The 7,334-nt window shown below is 74.3% G+C and carries 7 protein-coding genes; 2 read left to right on the top strand and 5 right to left on the bottom strand.

Annotated features, from left to right (window positions below):
• Nucleotides 1-86: 86 nt before the first annotated feature.
• The gene (locus I8N68_RS28610; RefSeq protein ID WP_200215699.1) at nucleotides 87-1,463 is read right to left on the bottom strand and encodes an FGGY family carbohydrate kinase; all 1,377 of its coding nucleotides are present in this window, start codon (nucleotides 1,461-1,463) and stop codon (nucleotides 87-89) included.
• A 261-nt stretch (nucleotides 1,464-1,724) separates the two neighbouring features.
• Here I8N68_RS28610 and I8N68_RS28615 point away from each other — a divergent pair, with 261 nt between their 5' ends.
• Nucleotides 1,725-3,698, top strand: a complete 1,974-nt coding sequence (locus tag I8N68_RS28615) for a chorismate-binding protein (protein WP_200215701.1) — start codon at nucleotides 1,725-1,727, stop codon at nucleotides 3,696-3,698.
• A 69-nt stretch (nucleotides 3,699-3,767) separates the two neighbouring features.
• Here the strand turns inward: I8N68_RS28615 and wrbA are convergent, their stop codons facing one another.
• From wrbA to I8N68_RS28635, 4 genes are all read right to left on the bottom strand, one after another.
• Nucleotides 3,768-4,385 (bottom strand): NAD(P)H:quinone oxidoreductase, encoded by a 618-nt coding sequence (wrbA, locus tag I8N68_RS28620; protein ID WP_200215703.1) that lies wholly within the window; start codon nucleotides 4,383-4,385, stop codon nucleotides 3,768-3,770.
• A gap of 256 nt (nucleotides 4,386-4,641) precedes the next feature.
• Nucleotides 4,642-5,010: a DUF3037 domain-containing protein gene (locus I8N68_RS28625; RefSeq protein ID WP_200215705.1), complete on the bottom strand. Its 369-nt coding sequence runs from the start codon at nucleotides 5,008-5,010 to the stop codon at nucleotides 4,642-4,644.
• The gene (locus I8N68_RS28630; RefSeq protein ID WP_200215707.1) at nucleotides 5,007-5,765 is read right to left on the bottom strand and encodes a HipA family kinase; all 759 of its coding nucleotides are present in this window, start codon (nucleotides 5,763-5,765) and stop codon (nucleotides 5,007-5,009) included. Before I8N68_RS28630 ends, I8N68_RS28625 begins: the two co-directional genes overlap by 4 nt.
• A gap of 48 nt (nucleotides 5,766-5,813) precedes the next feature.
• Entirely contained in the window at nucleotides 5,814-6,170 is a 357-nt protein-coding gene (locus tag I8N68_RS28635; RefSeq protein WP_234040768.1) for a DUF4190 domain-containing protein, read from the bottom strand.
• A 244-nt stretch (nucleotides 6,171-6,414) separates the two neighbouring features.
• Between I8N68_RS28635 and I8N68_RS28640 the strand changes: the two genes are divergently transcribed.
• A complete protein-coding gene (locus I8N68_RS28640; RefSeq protein ID WP_200215711.1) occupies nucleotides 6,415-7,158 on the top strand; it encodes a YsnF/AvaK domain-containing protein in 744 nt (247 codons plus the stop codon).
• Nucleotides 7,159-7,334: the final 176 nt, after the last annotated feature.

The raw sequence follows: 7,334 nt of genomic DNA on the forward strand, positions 1-7,334 counted from the left end.
GCGCAGTCCATCCAACCAGGCCGGTGGACGGTGTCAACGGCCCGGCGTGCCGGTGAAGGAGGAAGGTCAGCCCGGCCGGGGGCCGGTTACGGCGCGTCCGTCTCGTCCGTCCGGCCGATACCGCCGACCCGGGCGCCGTCGGCGACGCGGCCCAACGCCACCAGCGCGGCCCCGGTCGCGCCGATCTCCGGATGCCGCTGGTGCCGGACCGGTCGCGGCGCCAGTGCGGCGACGAACGCCTGCCGCCACCATGTCGAGGCGGCCATCGCGCCCCCGCCGAGCACCACCTCGGCCGGCGTCGCCACCTCGGACTCCAGCACCGTCAGGTCCTCGGCGACCATCTTGCACAGGCCGCTCATCAGCCCGGCGAGCATCTCCACGGCGGTGGTGCCGAAACTGAGGCCGCGCAGCTCGCCCGAGCCGGCCGGCGCCAGGCCGGGAGGCCGGTCGCCGCCGAAGCGGGGGTCGGTCCGCATCGGCTCGTCCGGCGGCACCCGGGCCAGCGCCGCGTGCAGCTCGGCGCCCTCGGGCAACCGCAGCTCCCGCTTCGCCCAGGTGAAGAGGTTCCCCCCGCTGGAGTACGCCGCCCCGGTCACCACGTGCTCGTGGTCCACCCGGTAGCGCCAGAGCTGCTCGGGCAGCGGCGGCAGCTCCGCGCCGGCCGGCACGGGCTGGATGAGGCGTACCGCGGCCGAGGTGCCCACGGTGATGGCGGCCCGGGTGGGGTCGACGCAGCCGGAGCCGATGTTGGACGCGGCGCCGTCGCCCACCGGCGCGGCCCACCGGGCCGCGGCCAGTTGCGGCCACCGGCGGGCGTGCTCCGGTCGCAGCCGGCCGTGCCACCCCTGCGGGGCCAACCCGGGCAGCTCACCGGGGCGCACGTCGGCCAGCGCGCAGGCCTCGGCATCCCACACCAGCCGACGCAGGTCGAGCAGCCCGGTGCCGGAGGCCATCGACATGGACATCGGCGCCTCGGCGAGCAGGGTACCGAGGACGTACTCGGCCAGACCGGCGAAGCGGGCCACCGGGCTGCCCGCGCGCCCGCGCAGCCAGGGCAACCGCATCGTCCAGTAGCAACGGTGCCACCAGGCGCCGGTGCGCTGGTGGAAGGCGTCCGGGTCGGCCGGGCCGGCCGCGCCGGCGGGTGGCATCGCCCGGGTGTCCAACCAGGTCAGCACGGGGCCGAGCGGCGCGCCGTCGACGTCCAGCGGGACCACCGAGTGCCACTGCGCGGAGGTGGCCACCAGCTCGATGTCGCGCAGGTGACCCGCGGCGGCCAGCTCGTCCAGGCACTCGACCAGGCAGGCCAGGTAGCCGGGGCCGTCCAGGGTGCCGCTGCCCTCCTCGCCGGTGGCCAGCCGCACCTTCCGCCGGGCCAGCGCGCCGGGCCGCGGGACGGCGTCCCCGTCCAGCACCAGTCCCCGTACCGACGAGGTGCCCAGGTCGAGAGCGAGAATGTTCATCGCCGGTCAACCTACCCGGCGAGGCGGTCGGGGAAGCCAAGATCCGGACTCGGGCGGGGCGGGACGATCGGGTTCCCGGCGGCCCTCGCGTCGCGTACAGTGATCGCCATGCTCGCGCACCTGTCCTGCTGGTGGCCCGCCGACGCGGCGGCCCATCCCCGCGCGTAGCTTCCCCACGCGGCCGCCCGACGAGGCGGCCGCCGGTCTCTTCCCGGCATCCCGGGTCGCCCCGCTGGCGGCTCCCGGCCCGAGGAGACCCCGATGACCCGCCCGCACGACCTGCTCGCCGCCGTCGCCGACGGCGCCGACCCCGGCCCCTTCGCCCTCGTCCGCCGCGAGGGCACCGACCACCTCGAACTCTTCACCGGCACCGTGGGCACGGCCGGCCGGCTCGCCGACATCCCGCTGCCCGACGGCCCGCCCGGGCCGCGCACGCTGGCCCTGGTCCCGTACCGGCAGATCAGCGAGCGGGGCTTCGCCTGCATCGACGACGGGGCACCACTGGAGTGCCTGGCGATCACCGGGCACCACCGGATCGGCCTGGTCGACGCCCTCGCCGTGCTGCCCGACCAGCCGGTACGGACCACCGGGGCGGGCTTCGACAGCACCGACGACGAGTACGCGGCGACCGTCGGCCGGGTCCTCGCCGACGAGATCGGCCGGGGCGAGGGCGCCAACTTCGTCATCCACCGCACCATGCGCGCCACCGTGCAGGGGCCCCCGCTGGTGGCGGCGCTGGCCGCGCTGCGCCGGCTGCTGCTGCGCGAGCGCGGCGCGTACTGGACGTTCGTGGTGCACACCGGCACCCGGATCCTGGTCGGGGCGAGCCCGGAGCGACACGTCAGCGTCGACGACGGCCTGGTGATGATGAACCCGATCAGCGGCACCTTCCGGCACACCGGCACCGCGGCGGACCGGGACGCGCTGCTGCGCTTCCTCCACGACCCGAAGGAGGTCGAGGAGCTGTACATGGTGCTCGACGAGGAGTTGAAGATGATGGCGACGGTCGCCGAGCACGGCGGCCAGGTGGTCGGGCCGTACCTGAAGGAGATGGCGCATCTCGCGCACACCGAGTACCTGCTCGCCGGCCGCGGCTCCCGGGACGTCCGCGAGGTGCTGCGCGAGACGATGTTCGCCCCGACGGTCACCGGCAGTCCGATGGAGAACGCCTGCCGGGTGATCGCCCGGCACGAGCGGACCGGGCGCCGCTACTACGCCGGGGTCCTCGCGCTGCTCGGCCGCGACGACGCGGGCCGGCAGACCATGGACGCGCCGATCCTGATCCGCACCGCGGAGATCTCCCCCACCGGCGCGCTGCGGGTACCGGTCGGGGCGACCCTGGTCCGGCACTCCACCGCCGCCGGCGAGGTGGCGGAGACACACGCGAAGGCGGCCGGGGTGCTGGCCGCGCTCGGCCTCGGCCCGGACGCGCCATCGGCCGGCCCCGGCGCGGCGGTCGGCCACGACCAGTCCGGCTCGGCGGGTCCGGCGCCGCGTCGCGACCCGGCGGGGTCGCTGGCCAACGATCCGGAGGTGCGCGCGGCGCTCGCCGCCCGCAACGCCCCGCTGGCCCGCTTCTGGCTCGACCAGCGCACGCCCCGCGCGGCCGCGTTGCCCGGGCTGGCCGGGCGGCGGGCGCTGATCGTGGACGGCGAGGACACCTTCACCGCGATGCTCGCGCACCAACTCGGTGCCCTCGGCCTGCGGGTGGACCGCCGCGACTGGCGGGCACCCGCCCCGGTGGACGGGTACGACCTGGTGGTCGTCGGTCCCGGGCCGGGTGACCCGGGCGACCTGGGCGCACCGAAGATGGCGGCGATGCGGGCCCTGCTGGCCGGCCTGCTGGACGCCGGCCGGCCCACGCTGGCGGTCTGCCTCGGGCATCAGCTGCTCTCCGGACTGCTCGGGCTGCCGCTGCACCGGCGGGAGGCGCCGTACCAGGGGTTGCAGCGGGACGTGACGGTCTTCGGCGCGACCCGCCGGGTGGGCTTCTACTCCACCTTCACGGCACTGGCCGACGCCGACCGGGTGGCCACCGCGTACGGGCCGGTGGAGCTGTCCCGGGACCCGGCGGACGGGTCGGTGCACGCGCTGCGCGGACCCGGCTTCGCCGGGGTGCAGTTCCACCCGGAGTCGGTGCTCAGCCGGGACGGCCTGGCCGTACTGGCCGACCTGCTGGGGCACCTGCTCGCCCAGGCGGCCCTGACCGGGCATGGACCGGCCGATCGGGGGTAGGGCGGAGGGCGGCCGGTGGTCCGGACGGGTCGAGAGCCCTCGTCCGGCCACCGGTCGCCACGGCCGGGGTCAGCCGGCCAGGCCCTTCTTCAGCGCCGTGCCGATCTGCACCGCCCGGCGGACCGTCAGCGAGGTCGCGGTGCGCGCGATGTCGTCCGGCGCGGTCTCGCCGTTGTTGCTGGTGTGCGAGGCGCCGTACGGGTTGCCGGAGGTGTACTGGCTCGGCTCGGTGTAGCCGGGGGTCACCACGATGCCGCCCCAGTGGTAGAAGATCGTGAACATCGAGAGCAGGGTCGACTCCTGGCCGCCGTGCGAGGTGGCCGTCGAGGTGAAGCCGGAGTAGACCTTGTTGGTCAGCGAGCCCTGCGCCCAGAGCGGGCCGGTGGTGTCGATGAACTGCTTGAGCTGGGCGGCGATCATGCCGTACCGGGTGGGCGAGCCGAAGATCACCACGTCGGCCCAGGTGATGTCGTCGAGCTGCGCCTCGTCGACCTCCTGGGTCTCCAGGTGGTGGGCCTGCCACCCCGAGTTGGAGCGGATCGCCTCGTCGGGCGCCAGCTCACGTACCTTGCGCAGGCGCACCTCGGCCCCCGCCTCACCGGCGGCCTCGACCGCCGCCTGCGCCATCTGGTAGGTGATGCCGGTCGCGCTGTAGTAGATCACCGCGACCTTGGTCCGACCATCCATCAGACGTTCCCCTCCTCAAATCGGATCAGCTTCGGCGACTACCCGTTACTTGCACCGTCAAACAGTCATCGAAGCCGGTCACTCCGCGGCGGCTCAAGATTTGCGCAAGTTCCCATCGACACCGGTGCCCGCGCTCCGCCGGCCGGCGATCCTGATCGCACCGGTGCCGGCCGAACCCCGCCGCCGCCCCGCGCCGGAGGCCTGAACGGGGGATCGCGCTCCGCCGGCAAGGAGGCTGGCGTAGCGCGATCAGGGGTCAGCGGACCAGGGTGTCCATCAGCCGGTCAAGCTCCGCCGCCGGATCGTCGGTCAGCCCGGTGTGCACCGGACCGGCCTGGATCATCGTGCTCTTGGGCGCGGCCAGCCAGCGGAACCGCTCCCCCGGCTTCATCGTCCGTGCCGGGCCGTCACCGCCGCAGGTCCGGTCCCAGGAGTCCAGCGCCGCCGCCACCGCGTCCAGGTCGACGTCGGGGGCCAGGGCGCGGGCCCGGTCGGCGTCCAGGTGGGTCCGCGCGCCCAGGAAGCCCCGGCCCTGGCAGTACAGGAGCACGCCCACGTTGATCTGCTCGCCGCGTTCCACCCGGGGCACCAGCCGGATCACCGCGTACTCGAAGGGCTCTCTCATGCCGCGCTCCCGGTGGGCAACCAGGCGTCGGTCCGGGCGACCCGGCGGACCAGGTGGTCCAGGTACGCCGCCCGGGCCGCGTCGGGGGTGTCGAAGTCCGGACCGGTCAGCCACTCCCCCGGCACCAGCGCCAGCACCTCGGTGAGCAGCTCCCGGTCGACCCGCGGGGCCAGCTCCGCGTCGGCCTCCGCCAGCCGGGTGGCGTACGGGGCGAGCACGTGGTCGTCGGCCCGGTAGGCGCGGTGCACGGCGGCCTCGGCGCGCGGCCAGTTGTGGTGGAAGTACAGCGTGGCACCGTGATCGATCAGCCACAGCTGCCGGTGCCACATCAGCAGGTTGGGGTTGCGCCAGCTCCGGTCGACGTTCTCGGTGTACGCGTCGAACCAGAGCACCCGGGAGGCCAGGTCCGCGTCGACCGGGTGGGCGACCGGGTCGTAGCCGAGGGCGCCGGGCAGGAAGTCCATCCCCAGGTTCGCGCCGCCGCTGTTGCGCAGCAGCTCCTGCACCTCCTGGTCGGGCTCGGCCCGGCCAATGACCGGGTCGATGGTAAGCACCACCAGCCGGGGCACGGCCAGCCCGAGCCGGCGGGCCAGCTCGCCGCAGATCACCTCGGCGACCAGCGCCTTGGGCCCCTGCCCGGCGCCGCGGAACTTCGCCACGTAGGTGCCGAGGTCGTCGGCCTCCACCACACCGGGCAGCGAGCCGCCCTCGCGCAGTGGGGTGACGTACCGGATGCCGGTGACCTGACGGAGCACGCCGCCCACCCTAGTCCGGGCCGACCGGCGCTCCCCCGGGCCGGTCGATCAGTCGTTGAGCTTGTCGCGCAGGTCGGTGACCCGCTTCTCCAGCCGGTCCACCGCCTGCTCGTTGTTGAGGAAGGTGCTGACGCCGGCGGCGAGCGCCAGCCCGATCAGCACCGCCAGGGCGCTGAGCACCAGGCCACCGATGGCCACGCCGCGTCCGGTCACCCCGGGACGCCGGCTCATCTTCAGCCCGAAGATGCCCAGGATGACGCCGATGATGCCGAGCAGCAGCCCCACCGACGCCAGGATCGCGGTGAGCACGCTGAGCAGCGCGGCCACCCCGAAGACCAGCGCGAAGGTGGCTGCGGCGCTGGTTTTGGCTGGTGTCCCCTGAGCGCCCGGGCTCCCCGGGTTCATGGGACGGGCGGACCTACCGGCACCGGGGGCCGGCTCACTTGACGCTGTCATTCCCACACCTCGCATTCCTCGCGACGGTCGCGGCCCTCGCATCCCCGTTGCTCCGGCACTTATGCGTCGGGTCAGGTCCAGTTCCGGCACCGCCGCTCCTCTTCTCCTGCTGCTCCTATTCGTCCCGGATCCCGTGCATGACGCTGGCCGCCTAGGGGATCCAGGTCGTGACCCACGAGAGGAAGGACGAACCATGCGACTGACGGAGCAGCAGGTCCGTTCGCTGTACGGCCAGGACGTCCAGGACCGCTCGGGCGCGAAGATCGGCAGTGTGGGCCAGGTCTGGGCCGACGCCGCCGGCGAGCCCACCTGGGTCAGCGTCAAGACCGGGGTGATGGGCCACCACGAGTCGATGGCCCCGCTTCAGGCGGCCCGGATGCAGGATGACGGACGCCTCCAGGTGGGGTACGACAAGGCGACGGTACGCAGCGCGCCGAGCGTGGAGACGGGCACCGACCAGCCGCTGACGGCTGATCAGCTCACCCAGCTCTACCAGCACTACCAGCTTCAGCAGCAGGCACCGACCCGGCAGCCGGAGCAGCCCCCGCAGCGGATGCGCGGCGGGCCCGAGGTGGTCCGGTCGGAGGAGCGGCTGCGGGTCGGCACCGAGACCGAGCCCGCCGGCGCCGCGCGGCTGCGCAAGCATGTGGTCACCGAGAACGTGCACACCGCGGTCCCCGTGGAGCACGACGAGGTGAACGTGGTGCACGAGCCGATCACCGCGGCGAACCGGGGTGACGCGCGGCCGGACATCCGCGACGACCAGCGGGAGATGGAGCTGCGCGCCGAGCACCCGGTGGTCGCCAAGGAGCAGGTCCCGGTGGAGCGGGTCCGGCTCGACAAGGACGAGGTGGTCGAGGAGGAGCCGGTCAACGCGCAGGTCCGCCGCGAGCTGGTCGACGCGGACGTGCCGGACCGGGCTCGTCGGAACCGCTGACGGCACTGCCGTTGCACGCGGGCAACCCGGGCGGGTGGGCGAAAGCCCACCCGCCCGGTCGCGCTCCCGCCCGGACACGTCGGCCCCGCCGCCTATGCTGGCCGTCCGGTACCGGGGGAAGGCGGCTCGTGGACGTGCGGCTCACCGGCGCGCAGGCGCTGGCCCTGCGGATGACC

The organism is Micromonospora coerulea (assembly GCF_016598485.1).
Lineage (GTDB): Bacteria > Actinomycetota > Actinomycetes > Mycobacteriales > Micromonosporaceae > Micromonospora > Micromonospora coerulea.

What these genes read in the sequence shown, in the direction of transcription:
- I8N68_RS28625 (WP_200215705.1), bottom strand. Translation starts at nt 5,010, where the DNA reads ATGAGAGAGCCCTTCGAGTACGCGGTGATCCGGCTGGTGCCCCGGGTG.
- I8N68_RS28635 (WP_234040768.1), bottom strand. Translation starts at nt 6,170, where the DNA reads ATGAACCCGGGGAGCCCGGGCGCTCAGGGGACACCAGCCAAAACCAGC.
- I8N68_RS28615 (WP_200215701.1), top strand. Translation starts at nt 1,725, where the DNA reads ATGACCCGCCCGCACGACCTGCTCGCCGCCGTCGCCGACGGCGCCGAC.
- I8N68_RS28640 (WP_200215711.1), top strand. Translation starts at nt 6,415, where the DNA reads ATGCGACTGACGGAGCAGCAGGTCCGTTCGCTGTACGGCCAGGACGTC.
- I8N68_RS28610 (WP_200215699.1), bottom strand. Translation starts at nt 1,463, where the DNA reads ATGAACATTCTCGCTCTCGACCTGGGCACCTCGTCGGTACGGGGACTG.
- wrbA (WP_200215703.1), bottom strand. Translation starts at nt 4,385, where the DNA reads ATGGATGGTCGGACCAAGGTCGCGGTGATCTACTACAGCGCGACCGGC.